This is a genomic window from Agromyces sp. PvR057, assembly GCF_040547485.1.
Classification (GTDB): domain Bacteria; phylum Actinomycetota; class Actinomycetes; order Actinomycetales; family Microbacteriaceae; genus Agromyces.
Window position 1 is genome coordinate 182,439 of sequence record NZ_JBEPPT010000002.1, and the last position, 16,946, is coordinate 199,384.

The following is a 16,946-nucleotide window of genomic DNA, read 5'->3' on the forward strand; positions in this document are numbered from 1 at the left end:
GCCCGGAGTGCCGGAGTGCCGGAGTGCCGGACTATCGGCAGGCACACGCCCAAGAGGAGGCCGCTGTCGATCGACCTCCTGCTCGGTCGTCATCACTGTGAAGGCCGGAAACGGCCGAGGCCGACATGGGGCCGACTCCCACGGGAGCGACGACGAGAGATGACCCGGGCGGCGACGCCGGTGCGCGAGTACCCTGTCGCTGGATCGGGCCGAAGGAGGACCAGATGCGTTACACGCTGCTGCTGCACTATCCCGAGATGACGGCCGACGACCTCGGCCCCGAGGCGCTCGCCGAGGGTCAGGAGGCCTTCTCGTCCTACGCGGCGACGCTGCACTCCGCGGGCGTGCTGCTGGGCGCCGAGGTGCTGCAACCGTCGTCGAGCACGACGACCCTGCGCGCCGACGGCGGCACCGTCCAGGTGCAGGACGGCCCCTTCGCCGACACGAAGGACCAGCTCGGCGGCACGTTCGTGATCGACGTGCCCGACCTCGACACCGCGATCGAGTGGGCGAAGCAGGCGCCGTCGATGGACTACGGCGCGGGTGGTGTCGAGGTGCGCCCGGGTGCCGTCCACACGGTCGACGGTGTGTGGACCGCCAACGGGTGAATGCCGAGGCCGACGACGCCGACGACGCACGGGCGGCCGGGACACCCGACCCGGCGGCGGCCGCGGCATCCGTCGAACTGGCGGCCCGCGTGTCGTACGGCCGGCTGGTCGCGCTGCTCGCGGCGTCGACCGGTGACCTCGCGCTCGCCGAGGACGCCCTCGCCGGCGCCTTCGAGCAGGCGCTCAAGACGTGGCCGGATGCCGGTGTGCCCGACAATCCCGAGGGGTGGCTGTTGACCGTGGCTCGCAATCGCCAGCGCGACGCGTGGAAGTCGGCCGAGCGCCGGCTCACCGCGCCGCTCGACGACGACGCCGGTGCGGCCCGCTCGAACGCCGGGTCCGCAGGGTCGGATGTTGCGCCCCGTGCGAGGCCGGACGCCGTCGCGTCGGCGGGTGCGGCATCCGTCGACCCGCTGGCCGATCTCGACCCGTTCGCGATCGGCGACAAGCGGCTCGAGCTGCTGTTCGTCTGCGCCCACCCGGCGATCGACGCCGCCGTGCGCACGCCGCTCATGTTGCAGGTCGTGCTCGGATTCGAGTCCGCGCAGATCGCCACCGCGTTCGCCGTGCCGCCGGCGGCGATGGCGCAGCGGCTCGTGCGGGCGAAGCGACGCATCCGTGATGCGCGCATCCCGTTCGCGGTGCCCGACCGTCGCGCGATGCCCGAACGCCTGCCCGCCGTGCTCGAGGCGGTCTACGGATGCCACGCCATCACGTGGCGCGCCCCCGCCGACGCCCCCGACTCGATGGCCGGCGAGGCGCAGTACCTCGCGGTGACCCTCGCCGCCCTGCTCGAGCACGAGACGGAGGCGTGGGGACTCGCGTCGCTCGTGACGCTGTCGCTCGCGCGGCGCGGGTCGCGGGTCGACCACGAGGCCGGCGCCGGCGCGCCCGCGGCCGCATCGCGCCCGTTCATCCCGCTCGACGAGCAGGACCCGACGACGTGGGATGCTGCGCTGATCGCCGAGGGCGGGGAGTACCTCCGCCGCGCCTCCGCGCCGGGGCGACCGCCGGGCCGCTTCCAGCTCGAGGCCGCGATCGAGGCCGTGCACTGCGACCGCCGCCGCATGGGCGTCACCGACTGGGCGGCGCTGCGCACCCTCTACCTCGCGCTGAACGGCGTCGCCCCGAGCCTCGGCGCGAGGGTCGCGCTCGCGGCGGTGATCGGACGCATCGACGGCCCCGATGCAGGACTCGCCGCGCTCCCGCCCGAGGCCGACGCGTCGACGTTCCAGCCCTGGTGGGCCGCCCGCGCCGACCTCCTCGCTCGCGCAGGTCGCGCGCCCGAGGCATCCGACGCCTTCGCCCGTGCCGCCGAACTCACTGACGACGAAGCCGTGCGTGCCCACCTGCTCGCCCGGCGCGACGAGGCCACCGGACGCGCGGACTGATCCGCGCCTCGCCGCTCAACATGCGTCACATCGTCTTAACGCAGACGTCTGACCGCCGCCCCAAGGCGCGGCACGTCGGCGCGCGCGGTTGTCGTGATGATCGCGTGCGTCGTGTCGAAATAGCGGTGCACCAGAAGATCGCGCATACGGGCGATCATCGCCCATGGGATCTCCGGCTCGCTCGCGATCGTCTCCGTGCTGAGGTCCTTGACCGCCTCGCCGATCTCGATCAGCCGCACGCGGATCGCATCGAACACGATCGGTTCGTCGATATCTGTGCGGGTGATGTACTCGCTGATGACCCCGCACGCGACGGCGATGTCTTCGAGGCGATCCCGCTCGTTGCGACTCACAGCGGGACCGCTTCGTGCGTGATGCGTTCGACCGCATCGGGCTTGATTCCAGTGGATGGGACGATGTCGACCGACCGCCCGAGAAGTTGCTCGGCCGCCTCCTGCATGCGCAGCAGGTTGAACACGCCCACGTCGGATGCGAGTTCGACGAGCAGATCGACGTCGCTCTCGTCGGTCTCATCGCCACGGGCGACGCTGCCGAAGATGCGGATGTCGAGGGCGCCGAGTGGCGAGAGGGCCGCCCTCAGGTCGGCCGCATGCGACCGCACCTCCGCCAGCGCAGAACGCTTCGGCCGAGGGACGAGCATCGGCTCGAGCATGAATCCCGTCGCGGAGATCACTCGCTGCAGCGTGGTGAACGACGGGTCGCGATGGCCGTTCTCGTACGCACTGATGACGCTCTGCGTGAGCCCGGCGCGGCGAGCGAGCTCCGCCTGCGTCAGTCCGCTCCGGCGTCGTGCGTCTTGAAGGAGCTCGGCGGCAAGGATCATGTGGCCACTCTATCGCGGATCGTCAATATTGACGATCGTTGTCCCTTCGTGCGACGGAGAACTGGCGCGATCAGGCAGTCCTGCGTGGAGCGCGCCTCCAAGATTCGGCGTCCTCCCTGCGGAAACTCTGCAACGAAAGAGGAGCCATGTGGGTCATCTGTCCCAGTACCTTCCCAGTGAGTCGAGATAACCTCACGATCGAGCGCCATGTCTCGCTCGATCTCTTCATCCCCGCATTCGGGTGATGTCTTCTCTTTCACCCCGGAGTTGTCGTGATACCCCTGCCCACCGCTGCGCATTCGCGTGCCCGCCGCATCCGTTCGATCGCCCTTGCCCTGACCGGCATGCTCGCCGTCGCCAGCTTGGCCGCCGGGGCCGTGGCGGTCGGAACGCAGCGAGCGGATGCCGCTGAGCAAGGCACGATCGAGCACGCCACGGTCGAGCGGGTCATCGACGGCGACACGGTCGATGTGCGCACAGGGGACCTGGTCACCAGGATTCGCCTGCTCAACATCGATACACCGGAGCTCGCACATGGCGGCAAGCCCGCTGAATGCCTCGCGGTCGAAGCCACCAACGCGCTGAATACACTGCTTCCTGCAGGCTCGGACGTCACGCTCGACTACGACGTCGCGAAGGTCGACCGGTACGGTCGCACCCTCGCTGCTGTGACGAACGCGAGCGGACAGTTCGTCGAGGAGCAGTTGGCACTCCAGGGCCTCGGCGCTCGCGCCTACTTCGGCGACAACAAGCGGTTCCTCCCCGCTGTGACCGAGGCGCAGCAGATCGCCGAGTCGACGGAAGCCGGCATGTGGAACCCGGCGCTCGACTGCACGCCCGCGGCGCTGGTGAAGAGCCTCGAGCAGCAGGCGACCAAGGCGGCAACGCCGCTTCCGAAGGACACGGTCGGACTCGCTGAGACGATCGTCGCGGCATCCGTGATTCTCGAAGCTGCCGACGTCGCCGAAGACGGCCTCGATGCCATGTCGTGGCTTCGGTCGACGTCGTACCGTCAGTTCGCGGATCCCATTGACGCAGTGCGATCGAAGGCGATGAAGCGCATCGACCGGTCCGTCGATGAGATCAGCCCGGCTGCGAAGGCAGACAGGAAAGCGGAGAGGCAGGCGGTGAAGAAGACCGCGGCGTCGACGAAGCCGACCGCGAAGGAGAAGGCTGCCGCGAAGAAGAAGGCGAAGGCGACGAAGAAGGCTCGGCTCCTCGCAGGTGAGAATGCCGCGTCGGCTCGCACGGCAGCCACGAAGGCGGCCGCGGACCGCGAGGCGGCCAGGGTCGCGGAGGCTGCACGCATCGCCGCGGAGCAGGAGGCGGCCCGAGTCGCGGCCGAGCAGGAGGCCGCCCGCGTCGCGGCCGACGAAGCTGCACAACGTGCTGCGGCCGAGCAGGCGCAACAGCAGGCGAGTAGCTCCGACTCCGACTCCGACTCAGACTCCGGCTCGAGCTCAGGTGGCGGCGGTTCGAACGACGGCGGCGGGTCGACGTACACCGGCTGCCGCAATTACAACGGCACCGGGATGATCGACTCCAAGGGCCGATCGTTCGCGCCGATCCCCTGCTGATCGGGCACCAACTATGTCAGCTAGGGATTCCAAGCAGAAGCCACCGGCACCGGCCGGTTGGTACGGCGACGGTAGCGGGCGTCTGCGCTACTGGGATGGCAGTACGTGGACCGCTCACTACGCGCCGATGACCCCGTCAGCGCCGCTCGCCCCGAAACCTGATCCGATCGGTCGCGCAGCGTCTGCAGCTGACCTCGCATCGCCACCGGCAAGCATCAAGTTCGGATTCCTTCTGGGGCTCGCAGGACTGCTCCTCTGTTGGATCCCTGGCGTTGGGTTCCTGCTCGCGCTGGCGGGAACGGTTTGCGTTGCGATCGGTCTCCGGCGAGTCCGACCGACAGCTCTCTCTGTTTGGGGTGCCAGCCTCGGCGCCGTTGGAGCACTACTGGGCCTCGCGGTACTTCTCAATCTGGCGAACGAAAGCTCGAGTACGTCTGCGGGCTCCGAACAATCTGCCGGCGTGGAACAGTCGTCCGGCGACGTGTCGTCTTCGGCTGACGGGGGTGATGCGACCGTAGCAACGGCGGAGGTCCTTGAGACGACTTGCGCGCTTTCGAAAGTCGCCGATCCGCTCGCGGGAACGCCGAAGGGCGAGTTCTGCTCGGTCGACGTCGTCGTCCTCAACGGCGCCAACAAGGCGGACGTCGTGTTCTCGGAGGACATCGAGGCGGAGTTCGGTGGCGAAACGATCTCGGCAAACGTTGCGAGCCACATCGGCGCCGAGTACTTCGCTGTGACTATTCCGGCGGAGTCGTCGACGACGTTCTCGCTCCTGTTCGACGTTCCCTCTGGAGCGTCTCTGGAAACGGTGACCATTGATCTCGATGGCCAGTCGCTGATGATCCCGGTCGCCGCGGAGTAGGGCCTTCAGCCGCCTCCCATCCCCGCCCCTAGGATCGAACCTATGGCCGGATTCTGGGGCAAACGCAAGCGTGAGACAGCCGAACTCGCGGCGCAAGACGCCACCCTCGCGCAGCGGGCGAAGATCGCGCTGGTCGCCGCCGACGAGCGCGTGCGCGTCACGGCCGACGAGCTCGTCTTCGCCGAGGCCGAGCTCGGACGCGACGCGACCACCGACCTGGCCACCGCGCTCGTCGCGGTGAAGGAGCACCTGGGCGAGGCGTTCCGGCTGAACCAGCTGAACCACGACGAGATCCCCGACACGGCCGAAGAGCTCCGCACGCGCAACGCCCGCATCGTGCAGCTGTGCGAGTGGGCCGAAGACCTGCTCGACGAGCGGATGTCGGCGCTGTCAGCGACCATCGAGCGTGCCCGCCGCGCCCCCGAGATCATCGCTTCGGTGCGAGCGGATGTCGCGCGCTTGCGCGCCCTCGTTCCCCAGGCGCGCGAGACCATCGAGCGCCTCGCCGCGCGCTACGCCCCCGAGGCGATGGCCCGGGTCGAGTCCAACCCCCGCGAGGCCGACCAGCTCCTCGGATTCGCCGAGCACAGCGCGGGCGTGGCCGAGCGCCGGCGCGAGGCCGGGCAGCGCGAGCAGGCCAACCTCGCACTCGAGGCCGCGACCGAATCCGTGCGCCGCGCAGGCACCCTGCTCGAAGCCGTCGAGACCTTCGAGGTCGAGGCGCTGCGGGCCGAGGCCACGCTCGCGGCGATCGTCGAGGACTCCCGCGGCGACCTCACCGTCGCGCTCACCGAGCCGCAGACGCCCGTCGTCACCGCCGCGATGTCCGAGCTGCGGTCTGCCCTCGCGGCCCTTCCGCCGGCCGGCGTCAACACCGACCCGTTCTCGCAGCTCGGCCGCCTTCGCGAGGCGAACGCGGGGCTGGATGCCGCCATCGCCGCCGCCCGCGAGCGCGCGGCGCGCCCGATCCCGCCGATCGAGCACGTGCACCACGCCGTCGACGACGCCGACCGCCAGTTCGCGGTCGCTCGCGACGTCATCGCCGGCCACCGCGGATGGATCGGCGCCGACGCCCGCACCCGCCTGGCCGAGGCCGAGCGGGTGCGCATCGACCTCGACCGCTTCCTCGGCGCGCCGGCGGCCACGCTCAGCGTCATCGACGAAGACCACCGCGAACAGGCCATGGCGATGGCCCGCCGCGTCGCCTACCTCGCGGGCGAGGCCCTCCAGCTCGCCCAGCGGGACATCGACCAGTCACGCCCGCAGCAGGGCCCCGACCAGTGGGGCGGCGGCTGGGGCGGCGGTCGCCGCGGCGGCGGCGGCAATGACCTCATGGGTGGCATCCTCGGCGGCCTCGTCATCGGCAGCGTCCTCGACGGCATGTTCGACTGACCTCGTCGCCGGTCGAGCGGATGCCGCGGCATCCGTCATGGTTGCGAGCCCGTTGGACTGCGGGGCCGGCCGTTCAGTCGAACACGACGACGCGGCAATGGGTGCCCGGTGCACGGGCCAGGCGCGCGTCGCGTGTCAGCAGCGTTGCGTCGGTGAGTTCGGCCAGGGCGACGTACGCGGCGTCGTAGCTCGACAGGTTGTGCCGAAGGCGCCAGGTGCGCTCGCCGAGGAGCGCCCAGTCCCAGAGTTCGACCGCGAGGTCTACGAAATCGGTGAACGCCTGGTCGGCCTGAGCGTCTGCGAGTCGCCCGGCGCTGGAGAGCCGTCGCAGCACGTTCGCCACTTCGTAGGGGAGCACGCTCGGCGCGAGGAGTTGCGCACCTCGCACGCGCGCATGTTCGGGCGCGTCGGCGGATATCAACAACGCGCACATCGACGACGCGTCGATGACGATGCGTTCGGGAGCGACCGGCAATCTCAGCGCCGATCCTCGGCACGGGCGTCGAGGATGTCGGTGGTCGATATTGCCGGGTACGCCCGAGCGTGTTCCTGGATCCGGGCGAGCGCGTCGTCGGGCGAGGGCGTGCTGGCGATGCGGGTCAGGGTGGCGGTCAGGTACTCCTGGAGCGAGCGACCGGAGCGCCTGGCGCGCGCGGCGAGTTCATCGCGCACCTCGTCGGGTACGGCACGGATCGTGATGTTCACCGGCATTTCTCCAAGCTAGCAGCGATGCATGCATTACGCATGCAGTGGTTGATCGACTCGTCGAACGTACAGCCGCGGATCGTTCGCGGCCCGGGATCCATCGTCGGTGTGAGCTCGCCGGCTCGCCGGGATCGTGTTGAGGAGTGCTCTCCACCATGGCGCCCGCGCGACCCGCGAACCTAGGATCGACGCATGGCCGGGTTCTTGGTCTGGCGCAAGCACGATGCGCAAGAACTCCAAGCCCACGACGCTGAGCTGGCGAAGCGGGCTGCATCCGCCCTGCTCGCCGCCGACGAGGGCATCCGCGTCGCATCCGAAGAGCTCGACTTCGCCGAGGCCGAGCTGGGTGCCGAGTCGACCGAGGCAGCGGCCGCCGTGATCGCCGCGGCGCGCCGGCACCTGACCGACGCGTTCCGACTGAACCGGCTCAACCACGACGCGATGCCTGGCACGCCCGACGAGGTGCGGGCGCGCTACGTGCTCATCCTGCGGTTGTGCGAATGGGCCGAGCACGTGCTCGGGGCGCTGACTTCGACCCTCGCCGACCGGGTCGCGCGGGCACGGCGCGCTGGGGTCGTCGTCGTGGAGATCCGAGCGGATGTCGCGCGCGAGCGCGCCGGCATCCTGATCGCTCGTGACACGGTCGACCGGCTCGTCATCCTCCCACCAGTCGACGCCGGCGTCAGCGGCAGCGCCGATGCCGACACCGACGCGCAAGCCCACCTGAACCGACTGCGCGCAGCGCGATCGGCACTGGATGCCGCGATGACTGCGGTCCGCGAGCGCGAGACCCGCTCGAGGCGCACGATGTCGCCCGCGAGCCTCCTGCAGCGCGCGATTCAAGACGCCGACCGCAAGCTCGGCATCGCCCGTGACACTGTGACCGCCCATCCGGGATGCATCGGCGACGAGGCCCTGACGCGACTGGCCGAGGCCGAGCGCACCCGCATCGACCTCGGCCTCTGCCTCGGCGCTTCGGTGACGAGCACGGTGACGGCGTCCGGTGAGCGCCACGGAGACCGGATGCTCGCGATGACCCGACGGGTCGCGTCGCTAGCGAGCGAATCCGTGCAGCTCGCACGCCGAGATCTCGACAGGCTCCGGGCGCCGAGCCGTGCCGAGTCGCGGCCTCGCCGCATGTCGTGGGCCTGATCCCGCTCGCCGCGGCGCGGCTCGGTGCGCACGCGCCTGCTGGCCGACCACGCGCAGGGCGTCCGAGTCGCTACCCTCGCGTCTATGCTCCTGATCGCCGGTGTGCTCATGGTCCTGCTCGGAATCGGTCACTCGATCCTGGGCGAGCGGTACGTCGTCGGGTGGCTGCTCGAGCGTGATGAACTGCCGCCCATGAAGGGCGGCCGCGCCGTCGCCGCCGGAACGATCCGCTTCGCGTGGCACGTCACCTCGCTGCTGGCGATCGCGATCGGCGTCGCCCTCGCGCTCTTTGGCTTCGACGCGTCGCCGCAGGCGATCGTGGGCTCCATCGGCGGCATGCTGCTGCTCTGCGCCCTGCTGCCGATCGTCTACACGCGGTGGCGGCATCCGTCGTGGGTGATCTTCGTGGTCTCAGGCGGGCTCTGCCTGATCTGGTCGTTCATCGGCGCGTAGTCATGCCCCGCGGTGCGAGCTGCAAAACGACGAGCGGATGCCGCGGCATCCGCTCGTCCTGCTGCGCCCCCTGATGCTGGACGCTCGCGCGCATCCGAACCTAGGGTGGGCGTCGGAGAGGGGATGTGCGGATGAGCGATCGAGACGAACTCGGATCGGATGTGGATCTCGCGATCGAGCGGGCGATGGAAGCGGCCAACCTGCGCGCTGGAGGCTCGCTCGACACGTCGACCGCCGAGGCGGCCGCGGAGAGCGAGCCGTCGGCAGCCGAGGCGGGCGACATCGGCGGGGGGATCGACGGCGACTAGGGCTTCCCGCCGCGTGGGATAGGCGGATGCCGCGGGCACGAGCAGTTCGCCCGCACCCGCGGCCAGGCACGCCCGCAGTCTCAGTGCTGCAGCACCGCCCACGCGAGCAGGCTGTCGATGCGCCGAATGTCGGCGCCCCGCTTGAGCTTCACCTTGATGTGCCCGGCCTTCGTCCAGAGCTCGATCTCGGCGTCGCGGTCGAGCACGCCTCCGGCGTTCTCGCTCGACCACATGTGGATCGAGCTGTACGGGAGCGACGTGATCTCCACTTTCTTGCCGGTGATGCCCTGCGCGTCACGCACGATCAGCCGCTTCGTGGTGAACGTCGCGGAATCGCGGAACGTCTTGAACGACGCGACAGCCTGCTCGCCCTCGACGAGCAGGCTCTGCACGTCGGCGGGCACGGCGATCTCGGTCTGCAGGGTCCAGGCGAGGATGGGTGCGGTTTCCATCAGCCCACCGCCAGTGTCCACGAGCCGTCGGCCTGCACCGAGATGGCCGACGGGCCGGCACTCAGCGGCACGGTGCCCGAGTAGGCGCCGATCTCGTTGACGAGCAGGCCCATGCTGAAGGCGTCGGCGGTCTCTTCGATGATGACGAAGTTCGCCGAACCGGAATGGGTCGCGGTCAGCCCCGCGGCCCCACCGTCGTAGAGGAACACCGCGTCGCCGGTTCCCGACGAGGCGAGCGTGGGCGCAGACGAGACGGGTGAGATCGTGATGGACCAGTTGCCGTCGGCCATGACCTCCAGGGTGGCGGGCTCCGAGTAGGAGTTGAACCCGTAGGCCGTCGTGCCCGAGTACGCACCGATGGTGTTGACGGGCAGCTCGCCGGTCGAGCCGTTGGCGGCATCGAGCACGCTGATCGCGAAGTTCGCCGATCCGTCGTGGGTGGCGGTGACGATGCCGGCCGTGGCGGGCAGCGTGATCAGCGTGTCGCCCGCGCCCGTCTGCGTGGCGGGCGCGAAGGTGCCGAATGCCTCATCGGCCCAGGTCTGCACCGTCACAACGGGTTCGGCCGGTGCCTCGGCTTCGGTCGTCTCGGCGTCGGCTGCGGCATCCGCTCCTGCGACGACCGCAGTCGGCGCGTCTGCGACATCCGATGCCAGGCGTGCCCCCGCCGTCGCGCCGCTGATGATGTTGATTACGATGCCAAGGGCGATGACGGCGCCGGTGACGATCCAGGCGACCTTCTTGTGCTGGTCGTAGCCCTCGAGGCGCTGACCGCGGATGTCGCGCTGGGCGCCCGCGAGTACGAGGATCAGGTCGACGAGCACCCACACGCCGAGCCCGCCGAGCGTGAGCAGCTTCGCGATGCCCGTGCCGACCTTGCCGAGGTAGAAGCGGTCGACGCCCCAGAATCCGAGGAGCCACGCGAACAGCCACGTCGCGATGAACGACTTCTGACCGACGGATGCCGCGGGCGCGCCGTATGCCTGAGGTGCTGCGCCGTACGGCGCGCTGCCGTAGGCCGCGGGCGCTGCGGGCGGCGGCGGGGTCGGCGCGGCGCCGTACGGCTGCGGGGGCACCGGCGGCTGCGCCGGAGGACTGGGGGGATTGGTGGGATCTGACATGAGCCGGCCTCTCGGTGGAACGGTGGGTCTGAAGAGCTGTGATGCTGCTGAGCGTGGAGTGGCTCCCGACTGGGAGCCTCCTGAAAGCTAGCGATGACGAGTGACACCGGATGCCGTTCGCTGGCGAGAGATCGCGTTTCGCGTCGCGCCGTGGCCGCGACATCCGCGCCGTTGCTGGGCAGCACGCCAGTGACCCCCACTCCGGGGGTCACGCCCGTCTCGACATGCCCGCGCGCAGATGTCGGTGGTCGCATCTAGCGTCGTGATCTTCGGCCATCGGCTGGAGTCGGCAAGGACACTTCATGGGTTCGGACTCTCACCTCGCGGCGACAACGGCAGGCGCGGCCCGCGCGGCCCGCGCGGCGATCAACCTCGGCTTCTCCACGGCGGCGCGCAATGCCGACCGAGCGCGCCTGCTCGACGACATCAACGCCCTCGAGCTGCGGCTCGCGCTCATCGACGACCGCTTCGAGCGGCTCGCCGGTCGCGGTGACGACCAGTACCAGGCCTGGCGCCGCGACACCGTCACGAAGGCGCGGGACCTCGCCGTGCGAGCTCGAGCCCTCGAGGTCGACGGCCTGATCGAGGCCCACCACCGGCGGAGGGTCGCGGCCCTGCTCGTGACGATCCGCGCGCGCATCGTCGCGCTCGACGAGCGTCGCGCGGCGCTCCGCGACCGGCGGCCGCGTTCCGTTCCGGGTGCTCGTTAGACCGACCGAGTGGCCGTCCCTACACGGAGTCTCTCAGCGGCTCGAGCGCGGCGAGCACGAGGTCGAGGCCGAAGATGAACTCCTCCGAAGGGTCGTATCCGACGGCGACGAGCTCCGCGGCGGACTCGTTGAGGTACGGGAACTCGGCAGGAGGAAGTTGGGGCAGGTAGACGCCCTCGGTCATGTCGGCGAGCTCGTCGGCGGTGTCGAACGGCAGGCTGGCCGCCTGCAGGGCGTACCCGTAGACATAGCTGTTGATCATCCAGTTGGCGTGCGTCGCCATCAGCACCGAGAAGCCGGCCCGTCGCAGGCAGGCGGTGACCGCCTCGCGGTGGTGGAGGTTCGCGGGCCCCGGCGTCGTCCGTGACTCCATCAGGCTGGTCGCCCACGGATGTTGCGCGAGAACCCGTTGGGTCGATACCGCCTCCCGGCGCATCGCCGACTGCCAGTCAATCTGCGCGGGCGGCGGTTCGATCTCCTCGAACACGACGTCGATCATGGCGTCGAGCAGCTCGTCCTTGTTCGCCACGTAGTGGTAGAGCGACATCGCGCCCGCGCCGAGCGAGCCGGCGAGCCGGCGCATGCTCAGCCCGTCGACTCCGTCGCGGTCGGCGAGCCGGATCGCCTCGGCCACCACTCGCTGCTTGCTCAGCCCCGCGTCTGACGCGACCTGGCGTTCTTCGTTCGCAGACACGGAACTCCTCGCTCGCTCAACGACGCTTGACAATCCTCCAGCGCAGGACCATAGTACGGTGTACTACTCGTCGTACAGCGTACGAGTACGGTGTACGACAAAGCGGGCGGGCAATTCAGCGAGTCGCGCCTGCACGCCCAGACCCTCCGCCACTCCGGCGGAGGCACCGCTCCTCTCGAAAGATGAACCGATGACCATCCGAACGAACACCACGAACGCCCCGCACCTGCTCGCCGACCCGCCGGTCCCCGTGCGGGCCAAGCTCGCCGCCGCCTGGACCAGCTTCATGTTCCTGTACGTCTACGTCGACATCCTCAACTTCTACAAGCCCGGCGTCGTCGACGGCATCCTCGATGGCCTCGTCTGGAGGTTCGACGTCAGCTCGACGTTATTGACCGTCATGCTCGCATCCGTGGCGATCCCGGCCCTGATGGTGGTGCTCTCCATGACGCTGCCCGCCCGGTTGAACCGCGCCACGAACCTCGTCGTCGCATCGCTCTACATCCCCTACTCGGTGTTCAACGCGGCAGGAGCGACCTGGGAGTGGGCCTTCTTCTACGGCCTCTCCATCGGAATCGAGGTGCTGCTCCTGGCCTTCATCCTGCGCTCCGCCTGGACCTGGCCCCGAACGCACTCCGACACTGCGGATGTCGCGACGGCCGACCGCCTGCGACAGGACCTTCGGCAGTAGGTGTCCGCGCGCGGCGACTCACTGTCGGATGCCGCGGTGCTCGGCCGCGTCGCGGGCGCGTGGAAGTACTGGGCGGCCGACGCCAAGGACGTCGACGGTCCGGAACAGACGCTCGCCGACGCGGCCCGCCGGGTGAGCGAGCTCACCCATTTCGAGATGGATGCCGGTGACGCCTGCGTCATCTGGTCGCTTGCGATCCGGCACGCGATCCGCACGGGCTCGTACGGCCTGCGCACCGCGATCGATGCCCTGCTCGTGGAGCGCCGCGCCCGCTGGCACGAGTTCATCGACGTCGCCGAGCGCACCCAGCCCGCGACATCCTCGGATCGAACGGATGGGTCGTCGCAGCGATGCAGGCCGCCTGGGTCGGCGATCCGCCACGCGGAGCTGGCCGGCGAGGGCCTGCAACAGACCCTCGAGCGCCGCGCGCTGCGGCAACGACGCGGACACCGTCGCCGCGATCGCCGGCTCGGTCGCCGGCCCGAAGCGGGGCGGATCGGCCGTGCCGGAGTTGTGGCGCCGCGAGCTGCACGGCTGGCCAGGGCTGCGGGCCGACGACTTGGCACGGCTCGCCCAAGACTCAGTAGCCGGCCAGTCGTCAAACTAGGCGAGGGCCGCCCGGATCGTGCCTCGGCGGAGGTGCGTAGACCACTACGAGCGGTCCTCCGACGATCGCTTGTAGCTCGGCGCAAATGACTGCAGATACGCCTCAATTCCTCCGTCCGCGGCGACACCAGAAGAATGGATGAGATCTGCGATGTCGCCTCCAGCTAGCACGACAATTGGATGCCCGTCTTCCTTGAGTTCCGAGTAAGCCTGCCTGTCGATATGGCTCGTGGTCACGATCACGCCAAACTGGCGGTGTCGAAGCCGCGAGATTAGACGAGAGAGCTCGCGAACGCCGACGCCGCTTCCCGGCCGGTAGCACTTCGCCTCAACGGCGAAGTCGATGTCGATCGAGCTTGCGCCGACCCCGATTCGGTATTTGCCGACAGCATCCCGTCCGCCATCGCGGCTAGGCCGGGTCACTTGCAGGGCTGAAACGTTCGGAAGATATAGCTCGATCAATTGAGCGGCGAAGTGTTCGAAGTCGTGCGGTCGGTCCTTGAAGTGATGGTAGATCGCATCGACCAGATCCCGTTTCGAGGGTGTACTGGCTTCTTGGTCGCGGCGTGAACGGATTTCCGTCGTCTGCGGAGCTCGAAGTGCGACCGGTGCACCGCCAGATGACCACGCTAGCCATGCTGATGGTGCCAGATCGTAATCCGGTGTTCCGCCTGCGATCGAGTCGATCCAACTTCGGCGGATGACTCCCGCATCGAGAATCGTGAAGACAGCGCGGTAGTTCTGATAGCGGGTGCCCGCACTCGAACGCCAGATGCCTACGAGTTCGTCGATAGGGGCAAGTCCGTAGGCGCCCGGCACAGCGAGGCCGAGAAACCGGTGGTCTCGGTGTTCTCCCGTCCGACCAAATGCAAAAACGGGTGGGACAAGTTCACGATCGGAGAGGGAACCGTTAGCCCACCCAAAGATATTCCGAAGCAGTTCGTTCCCACCTCTGGGCGTGTCGTGAAGTTCCCTGCCGCCGCGCTTATTGTCCCCGAAATATGTGAGCGTCCCAGCTTCCGGGTTCAGCGAATCCGGCCAATCGGGATCTGTCCCAGATGTCACCAATCCCACAGCGATCGGTCGTGAGACAGGGCCCTTATAACGTATGCCGCCGGAGTTGCCGATCGGTAGAAGCCGTGCGATTGGGTCATCTGACGCATTTCCGATGCGCCCACCTTCGTAGACAGCGTCCACAATCAGGTCAGCAGAAGCCAATTTATCGAAGGAGATCGACGCTGGCATGTGAATCCCTCCCCGCCGCAAGATTCGGCTAGTCGGTTTGAAGCTTGCCAGGCGCTCGGGTTCCGCGACTGCATCTAGCTAGCGCGCCCGTGTTCGAGTTGTTCCGGGTTGTGATGCTCTCTTGATAAATGAGCGGCCACGCCCGGCTGCTTGGAGGACGCGACGGCTCTCATGTAGCGGTGAACATGGATCACTCATTCGATGACGGTCAGTGACCCCGGAGAGTCGCAACCCTCTCGTCTGTTGTGGCCACTATGATCGAACGTATGTTCGAGCGCATCGGCAGCGGCATGGACCGGCACATGCTCCCATATCCGTACTACCTGCCACCCGGCGCCGATGAGGAGCTTGTTGGCGTCTTGGTCGCGTTCCCGCGTGCGCTCAAATTTGGGTGCCCAGTAGCTGGTGTTCACTGACGGAGAGCCTCCGTGGAGCGGGCACGAGTGCCAGAAGCATCCATCGATGAACACCGCAATCCGACGGCGGGTGAACACGATGTCCGGGCGCACGAACCCGTCGTCAACCCGCATTCGGAGATCCTTTCGGAATCTCATCCCACGTCGATGGAGCTCAGACCGAATCTCCCGTTCGGGCCTTGTGTCGGTACGCTTGATCGCTCGCATGTTGCGCGATCGACCGGGGGTCGGCGCGCTGGGCGTCGGTTCTGGATGTTCTCGCAGGGACACGGGCTGCACACCCCCTTCGATGACGGAGTAAGCGCAAGTATGTATTCAAGCCAGTCTTCCATTCGACGTCGTTTTTCGAGGAGGCAGCCGTGACCGGTCTGCGAGTTGTAGAGATTTGTGCTGGAGCAGGAGGGCAGGCGCTCGGGCTTCAGAACGCGGGCTTTGAGCACGCTCTCGCGGTGGAACTCGACCCAACCGCAGCCGAAACCCTTCGCCGCAATACGAATGGCGTGGTTGTGGTTGGTGATGTTGCCAATCCTGAGGTCTGGCGCCCGGCTGACTACGCGGGTGTCGACCTACTTGCTGGCGGCGTTCCGTGCCCTCCGTTCTCAATTGCGGGCAAGCAGCTCGGGTCCTCCGATGAGCGCGACTTGTTTGCCTGGGCGGTCGAGCAGGTCGAGGTGGTCAGGCCACGAGCGCTCATGCTCGAAAATGTGCGTGGGCTCGCCACCAATCGGTTCTCTGGCTATCGTCAGCGAGTCCTAGATCGGCTCACGCAGCTTGGCTATGTTGCGGACTGGCGGCTGCTTCATGCTGCAGATTTCGGAGTCGCTCAACTACGGCCTCGGTTTGTGCTGGTGGCGATGCGGCCAGAAGACGCTGCATACTTCCGCTGGCCTGAGCCGGTTGCCAATCACGTCTCAGTCGGTGTGGTCTTGCGTGATCTGATGGCGGCAAACGGTTGGAAGCATGTCGACGACTGGGTGAAACTCGCGAACGGTGTCGGTCCTACGTTGGTCGGCGGGAGCAAGAAGCACGGCGGCGCCGACCTCGGACCAACTCGCGCGAAGCGAGCATGGGAAGCACTTGGTGTCGACGGTAAGGGAGTGGCTGATAGCGCGCCCGGTGCAGACGCTCCACATCCATCTGAGCGGCTTCCGAGACTCACGATAGAAATGGTTGCCCGTCTTCAAGGGTGGCGAGCTGAGGACGAGTGGGAGTTTGCTGGGCGCAAGACATCGCAATATCGGCAGATCGGCAACGCTTTCCCGCCCCCAGTTGCGGAAGCCGTCGGTCGGGTGATCCGATCAGCACTCGAACACGAAGGCGTACCGCGTGAGATCCTCGAGCTCGGCACGGATGTACACGACCCCGTCTACCGGGCGCTCGCGGGGACGGAAGGATTCGTCAGCATCGAGCGGTTGATCGATGCCCTCAACGAAGGAAGCCATGCATCAGTGGAGCGTCGGCTCGCGGTTCTCGCTCAGGACTTCGAGGTTGAACAGCAAGTGACACCCACTGGGACCAAGTATCGGCTTGGGCACTTCAAGGGTTTCACGGGGCAGGACGACCACGATCGACATGAATACATGAAGCGATTCCGCAGCAGGGTTAGCTGACGCGTACCTGTCATTACCGTCCGTTCCGTAGCTTTGGAGCTGCTCGTTCCAGTACGGTGCAGCAAAACAGCGTTAGGAAACGCAGGCAAGCAGTTTTGTCCGCGCACGT

At 68.0% G+C, this 16,946-nt stretch carries 21 protein-coding genes and 1 pseudogene; 13 read left to right on the plus strand and 9 right to left on the minus strand.

Annotation, left to right across the window (positions count from 1 at the left end):
* The first annotated feature begins 224 nt into the window (after positions 1–224).
* Positions 225–608: a YciI family protein gene (locus ABIC29_RS10075; protein WP_354244965.1), complete on the plus strand. Its 384-nt coding sequence runs from the start codon at positions 225–227 to the stop codon at positions 606–608.
* Positions 590–1,999 carry an RNA polymerase sigma factor gene (locus ABIC29_RS10080; RefSeq protein WP_354244968.1) on the plus strand — a complete coding sequence of 470 codons (1,410 nt, stop codon included), beginning with the start codon at positions 590–592 and terminating at the stop codon, positions 1,997–1,999. Before ABIC29_RS10075 ends, ABIC29_RS10080 begins: the two co-directional genes overlap by 19 nt.
* A 35-nt stretch (positions 2,000–2,034) precedes the next feature.
* Here the strand turns inward: ABIC29_RS10080 and ABIC29_RS10085 are convergent, their stop codons facing one another.
* Together ABIC29_RS10085 and ABIC29_RS10090 are read right to left on the minus strand one after the other, a co-directional pair.
* On the minus strand, positions 2,035–2,352 hold the full coding sequence (locus ABIC29_RS10085) for a HepT-like ribonuclease domain-containing protein (RefSeq protein ID WP_354244971.1): 318 nt from the start codon (positions 2,350–2,352) through the stop codon (positions 2,035–2,037).
* Positions 2,349–2,843, minus strand: a complete 495-nt coding sequence (locus ABIC29_RS10090; RefSeq protein WP_354244973.1) for a helix-turn-helix domain-containing protein — start codon at positions 2,841–2,843, stop codon at positions 2,349–2,351. Before ABIC29_RS10090 ends, ABIC29_RS10085 begins: the two co-directional genes overlap by 4 nt.
* 344 nt (positions 2,844–3,187) lie before the next feature.
* On the opposite strand from ABIC29_RS10090, the gene ABIC29_RS10095 reads away from it, so the two are divergent.
* Genes ABIC29_RS10095 through ABIC29_RS10110 form a run of 3 tightly spaced genes read left to right on the plus strand, consistent with a single transcriptional unit; the run spans position 3,188 to position 6,674 of the window.
* Positions 3,188–4,420 (plus strand): thermonuclease family protein, encoded by a 1,233-nt coding sequence (locus ABIC29_RS10095; RefSeq protein WP_354244976.1) that lies wholly within the window; start codon positions 3,188–3,190, stop codon positions 4,418–4,420.
* Between the two features lie 13 nt (positions 4,421–4,433).
* Positions 4,434–5,282, plus strand: a complete 849-nt coding sequence (locus tag ABIC29_RS19000; RefSeq protein WP_502915473.1) for a DUF2510 domain-containing protein — start codon at positions 4,434–4,436, stop codon at positions 5,280–5,282.
* A 42-nt stretch (positions 5,283–5,324) separates the two neighbouring features.
* Positions 5,325–6,674, plus strand: coding sequence for a hypothetical protein (locus tag ABIC29_RS10110; protein ID WP_354244979.1), 1,350 nt, complete (start codon positions 5,325–5,327; stop codon positions 6,672–6,674).
* 73 nt (positions 6,675–6,747) lie between these two features.
* On the opposite strand, the gene ABIC29_RS10115 is transcribed toward ABIC29_RS10110, so the two are convergent.
* Both ABIC29_RS10115 and ABIC29_RS10120 read right to left on the minus strand, forming a co-directional pair.
* Positions 6,748–7,149, minus strand: coding sequence for a type II toxin-antitoxin system VapC family toxin (locus ABIC29_RS10115; RefSeq protein ID WP_354244982.1), 402 nt, complete (start codon positions 7,147–7,149; stop codon positions 6,748–6,750).
* A 2-nt stretch (positions 7,150–7,151) separates the two neighbouring features.
* The gene (locus ABIC29_RS10120) at positions 7,152–7,385 is read right to left on the minus strand and encodes a FitA-like ribbon-helix-helix domain-containing protein (RefSeq protein ID WP_055861903.1); all 234 of its coding nucleotides are present in this window, start codon (positions 7,383–7,385) and stop codon (positions 7,152–7,154) included.
* A gap of 186 nt (positions 7,386–7,571) precedes the next feature.
* Here ABIC29_RS10120 and ABIC29_RS10125 point away from each other — a divergent pair, with 186 nt between their 5' ends.
* The 3 genes from ABIC29_RS10125 to ABIC29_RS10135 all read left to right on the plus strand — a co-directional run bounded on the left by ABIC29_RS10125 (position 7,572) and on the right by ABIC29_RS10135 (position 9,292).
* Complete coding sequence (locus ABIC29_RS10125; protein ID WP_354244985.1) at positions 7,572–8,531, plus strand: hypothetical protein; 960 nt, start codon at positions 7,572–7,574, stop codon at positions 8,529–8,531.
* An 84-nt stretch (positions 8,532–8,615) separates the two neighbouring features.
* A complete protein-coding gene (locus ABIC29_RS10130; RefSeq protein WP_354244988.1) occupies positions 8,616–8,984 on the plus strand; it encodes a hypothetical protein in 369 nt (122 codons plus the stop codon).
* A gap of 131 nt (positions 8,985–9,115) precedes the next feature.
* Positions 9,116–9,292, plus strand: coding sequence for a hypothetical protein (locus tag ABIC29_RS10135; RefSeq protein WP_157421723.1), 177 nt, complete (start codon positions 9,116–9,118; stop codon positions 9,290–9,292).
* Between the two features lie 80 nt (positions 9,293–9,372).
* On the opposite strand, the gene ABIC29_RS10140 is transcribed toward ABIC29_RS10135, so the two are convergent.
* Entirely contained in the window at positions 9,373–9,744 is a 372-nt protein-coding gene (locus ABIC29_RS10140; protein WP_354244992.1) for a PH domain-containing protein, read from the minus strand.
* On the minus strand, positions 9,744–10,865 hold the full coding sequence (locus tag ABIC29_RS10145) for a TM2 domain-containing protein (RefSeq protein ID WP_354244995.1): 1,122 nt from the start codon (positions 10,863–10,865) through the stop codon (positions 9,744–9,746). The genes ABIC29_RS10140 and ABIC29_RS10145 overlap by 1 nt, the downstream gene beginning before the upstream one ends.
* 302 nt (positions 10,866–11,167) lie before the next feature.
* On the opposite strand from ABIC29_RS10145, the gene ABIC29_RS10150 reads away from it, so the two are divergent.
* Complete coding sequence (locus tag ABIC29_RS10150) at positions 11,168–11,575, plus strand: hypothetical protein (RefSeq protein WP_354244998.1); 408 nt, start codon at positions 11,168–11,170, stop codon at positions 11,573–11,575.
* Between the two features lie 19 nt (positions 11,576–11,594).
* Here the strand turns inward: ABIC29_RS10150 and ABIC29_RS10155 are convergent, their stop codons facing one another.
* Positions 11,595–12,269, minus strand: a complete 675-nt coding sequence (locus ABIC29_RS10155) for a TetR/AcrR family transcriptional regulator (protein ID WP_354245001.1) — start codon at positions 12,267–12,269, stop codon at positions 11,595–11,597.
* A gap of 190 nt (positions 12,270–12,459) precedes the next feature.
* Here ABIC29_RS10155 and ABIC29_RS10160 point away from each other — a divergent pair, with 190 nt between their 5' ends.
* From ABIC29_RS10160 to ABIC29_RS19010, 3 genes and pseudogenes are all read left to right on the plus strand, one after another.
* Entirely contained in the window at positions 12,460–12,960 is a 501-nt protein-coding gene (locus ABIC29_RS10160; RefSeq protein ID WP_354245004.1) for a DUF6326 family protein, read from the plus strand.
* A gap of 36 nt (positions 12,961–12,996) precedes the next feature.
* Positions 12,997–13,257: pseudogene (locus tag ABIC29_RS19005) on the plus strand (ADP-ribosylglycohydrolase family protein); the annotation flags it as partial.
* A gap of 37 nt (positions 13,258–13,294) precedes the next feature.
* The gene (locus ABIC29_RS19010; RefSeq protein WP_502915484.1) at positions 13,295–13,567 is read left to right on the plus strand and encodes an ADP-ribosylglycohydrolase family protein; all 273 of its coding nucleotides are present in this window, start codon (positions 13,295–13,297) and stop codon (positions 13,565–13,567) included.
* Between the two features lie 44 nt (positions 13,568–13,611).
* Here ABIC29_RS19010 and ABIC29_RS10170 read toward each other — a convergent pair whose 3' ends face one another.
* Together ABIC29_RS10170 and ABIC29_RS10175 are read right to left on the minus strand one after the other, a co-directional pair.
* Positions 13,612–14,811, minus strand: a complete 1,200-nt coding sequence (locus ABIC29_RS10170; RefSeq protein WP_354245009.1) for a restriction endonuclease — start codon at positions 14,809–14,811, stop codon at positions 13,612–13,614.
* A 194-nt stretch (positions 14,812–15,005) separates the two neighbouring features.
* Positions 15,006–15,506, minus strand: coding sequence for a very short patch repair endonuclease (locus ABIC29_RS10175; protein WP_354245012.1), 501 nt, complete (start codon positions 15,504–15,506; stop codon positions 15,006–15,008).
* Positions 15,507–15,586: 80 nt separating this feature from the next.
* Between ABIC29_RS10175 and ABIC29_RS10180 the strand changes: the two genes are divergently transcribed.
* On the plus strand, positions 15,587–16,837 hold the full coding sequence (locus ABIC29_RS10180) for a DNA cytosine methyltransferase (RefSeq protein ID WP_354245015.1): 1,251 nt from the start codon (positions 15,587–15,589) through the stop codon (positions 16,835–16,837).
* Positions 16,838–16,946: the final 109 nt, after the last annotated feature.

Bases quoted from the DNA above. Each gene is read 5' to 3' on its own strand.
- ABIC29_RS10095 (WP_354244976.1), top strand. From the start codon at position 3,188: ATGCTCGCCGTCGCCAGCTTGGCCGCCGGGGCCGTGGCGGTCGGAACG.
- ABIC29_RS10125 (WP_354244985.1), top strand. From the start codon at position 7,572: ATGGCCGGGTTCTTGGTCTGGCGCAAGCACGATGCGCAAGAACTCCAA.
- ABIC29_RS10140 (WP_354244992.1), bottom strand. From the start codon at position 9,744: ATGGAAACCGCACCCATCCTCGCCTGGACCCTGCAGACCGAGATCGCC.
- ABIC29_RS10160 (WP_354245004.1), top strand. From the start codon at position 12,460: ATGACCATCCGAACGAACACCACGAACGCCCCGCACCTGCTCGCCGAC.
- ABIC29_RS10170 (WP_354245009.1), bottom strand. From the start codon at position 14,811: ATGCCAGCGTCGATCTCCTTCGATAAATTGGCTTCTGCTGACCTGATT.
- ABIC29_RS10150 (WP_354244998.1), top strand. From the start codon at position 11,168: ATGGGTTCGGACTCTCACCTCGCGGCGACAACGGCAGGCGCGGCCCGC.
- ABIC29_RS10120 (WP_055861903.1), bottom strand. From the start codon at position 7,385: ATGCCGGTGAACATCACGATCCGTGCCGTACCCGACGAGGTGCGCGAT.
- ABIC29_RS10135 (WP_157421723.1), top strand. From the start codon at position 9,116: ATGAGCGATCGAGACGAACTCGGATCGGATGTGGATCTCGCGATCGAG.
- ABIC29_RS10110 (WP_354244979.1), top strand. From the start codon at position 5,325: ATGGCCGGATTCTGGGGCAAACGCAAGCGTGAGACAGCCGAACTCGCG.
- ABIC29_RS10145 (WP_354244995.1), bottom strand. From the start codon at position 10,865: ATGTCAGATCCCACCAATCCCCCCAGTCCTCCGGCGCAGCCGCCGGTG.
- ABIC29_RS10130 (WP_354244988.1), top strand. From the start codon at position 8,616: ATGCTCCTGATCGCCGGTGTGCTCATGGTCCTGCTCGGAATCGGTCAC.
- ABIC29_RS10090 (WP_354244973.1), bottom strand. From the start codon at position 2,843: ATGATCCTTGCCGCCGAGCTCCTTCAAGACGCACGACGCCGGAGCGGA.
- ABIC29_RS19000 (WP_502915473.1), top strand. From the start codon at position 4,434: ATGTCAGCTAGGGATTCCAAGCAGAAGCCACCGGCACCGGCCGGTTGG.
- ABIC29_RS10075 (WP_354244965.1), top strand. From the start codon at position 225: ATGCGTTACACGCTGCTGCTGCACTATCCCGAGATGACGGCCGACGAC.
- ABIC29_RS19010 (WP_502915484.1), top strand. From the start codon at position 13,295: ATGGGTCGTCGCAGCGATGCAGGCCGCCTGGGTCGGCGATCCGCCACG.